This is a genomic window from Streptomyces sp. NPDC002868, from assembly GCF_055563295.1.
Map to the genome: position 1 here is coordinate 2,501 of NZ_JBVHDR010000068.1, position 2,439 is coordinate 4,939.

Sequence of the window (2,439 nt, forward strand, 5' to 3'; positions counted from 1 at the left end):
AGACCCCCGTAGCTGAAACATCAGCGGCTTGCTTGTGCAACACCCAAGTAGCACGGGGCCCGAGAAATCCCGTGTGAATCTGGCGGGACCACCCGCTAAGCCTAAATATTCCCTGGTGACCGATAGCGGATAGTACCGTGAGGGAATGGTGAAAAGTACCGCGGGAGCGGAGTGAAATAGTACCTGAAACCGTGTGCCTACAAGCCGTGGGAGCGTCGCTGTTGTTCTTCGGAGCAACAGTCGTGACTGCGTGCCTTTTGAAGAATGAGCCTGCGAGTTTGCGGTGTGTTGCGAGGTTAACCCGTGTGGGGAAGCCGTAGCGAAAGCGAGTCCGAACAGGGCGGTTCAGTAGCGCGCTCAAGACCCGAAGCGGAGTGATCTAGCCATGGGCAGGTTGAAGCGGAGGTAAGACTTCGTGGAGGACCGAACCCACCAGGGTTGAAAACCTGGGGGATGACCTGTGGTTAGGGGTGAAAGGCCAATCAAACTCCGTGATAGCTGGTTCTCCCCGAAATGCATTTAGGTGCAGCGTCGTGTGTTTCTTGCCGGAGGTAGAGCACTGGATAGGCGATGGGCCCTACCGGGTTACTGACCTTAGCCAAACTCCGAATGCCGGTAAGTGAGAGCGCGGCAGTGAGACTGTGGGGGATAAGCTCCATGGTCGAGAGGGAAACAGCCCAGAGCATCGACTAAGGCCCCTAAGCGTACGCTAAGTGGGAAAGGATGTGGAGTCGCAGAGACAACCAGGAGGTTGGCTTAGAAGCAGCCACCCTTGAAAGAGTGCGTAATAGCTCACTGGTCAAGTGATTCCGCGCCGACAATGTAGCGGGGCTCAAGCGTACCGCCGAAGTCGTGTCATTCGTACACATATCCCCAACGGGAGTACGGATGGGTAGGGGAGCGTCGTGTGCCGGGTGAAGCCGCCGCGTAAGCGAGTGGTGGACGGTTCACGAGTGAGAATGCAGGCATGAGTAGCGATACACACGTGGGAAACGTGTGCGCCGATTGACTAAGGGTTCCTGGGTCAAGCTGATCTGCCCAGGGTAAGTCGGGACCTAAGGCGAGGCCGACAGGCGTAGTCGATGGACAACCGGTTGATATTCCGGTACCCGCTTTGAAACGCCCAGTATCGAGCCCATTAATGCTAAGGCCGTGAAGCCGCCCTGGATCCTTCGGGTGAAGGGGAGTGGTGGAGCCGCCGGCCCAAGGTGGTAGTAGGTAAGCGATGGGGTGACGCAGGAAGGTAGTCCAGCCCGGGCGGTGGTTGTCCCGGGGTAAGGGTGTAGGCCGTGTGGCAGGCAAATCCGTCACACACTAAGGCTGAGACCTGATGCCGAGCCGATTGTGGTGAAGTGGATGATCCTATGCTGTCGAGAAAAGCCTCTAGCGAGTTTCATGGCGGCCCGTACCCTAAACCGACTCAGGTGGTCAGGTAGAGAATACCGAGGCGTTCGGGTGAACTATGGTTAAGGAACTCGGCAAAATGCCCCCGTAACTTCGGGAGAAGGGGGGCCATCACCGGTGATCACTCTTGCAGTGTGAGCTGGGGGTGGCCGCAGAGACCAGCGAGAAGCGACTGTTTACTAAAAACACAGGTCCGTGCGAAGCCGTAAGGCGATGTATACGGACTGACGCCTGCCCGGTGCTGGAACGTTAAGGGGACCGGTTAGTCACATTTCGGTGTGGCGAAGCTGAGAACTTAAGCGCCAGTAAACGGCGGTGGTAACTATAACCATCCTAAGGTAGCGAAATTCCTTGTCGGGTAAGTTCCGACCTGCACGAATGGCGTAACGACTTCTCGACTGTCTCAACCATAGGCCCGGTGAAATTGCACTACGAGTAAAGATGCTCGTTTCGCGCAGCAGGACGGAAAGACCCCGGGACCTTTACTACAGTTTGATATTGGTGTTCGGTTCGGCTTGTGTAGGATAGGTGGGAGACTGTGAACTCTGGACGCCAGTTCAGGGGGAGTCGTCGTTGAAATACCACTCTGGTCGTGCTGGATGTCTAACCTGGGTCCGTGATCCGGATCAGGGACAGTGTCTGATGGGTAGTTTAACTGGGGCGGTTGCCTCCCAAAGGGTAACGGAGGCGCCCAAAGGTTCCCTCAGCCTGGTTGGCAATCAGGTGTTGAGTGTAAGTGCACAAGGGAGCTTGACTGTGAGACCGACGGGTCGAGCAGGGACGAAAGTCGGGACTAGTGATCCGGCGGTGGCTTGTGGAAGCGCCGTCGCTCAACGGATAAAAGGTACCCCGGGGATAACAGGCTGATCTTCCCCAAGAGTCCATATCGACGGGATGGTTTGGCACCTCGATGTCGGCTCGTCGCATCCTGGGGCTGGAGTCGGTCCCAAGGGTTGGGCTGTTCGCCCATTAAAGCGGTACGCGAGCTGGGTTTAGAACGTCGTGAGACAGTTCGGTCCCTATCCGCTGTGCGCG

General features: G+C 57.0%; 1 rRNA gene (running past one end of the window). It reads left to right on the top strand.

Features of this window, described 5'->3' with window-relative positions:
• Window positions 1-2,439, top strand: a 23S ribosomal RNA gene (locus ACZ3H8_RS40565); its annotated part reaches 412 nt to the left of the window's first position; the annotation flags it as partial.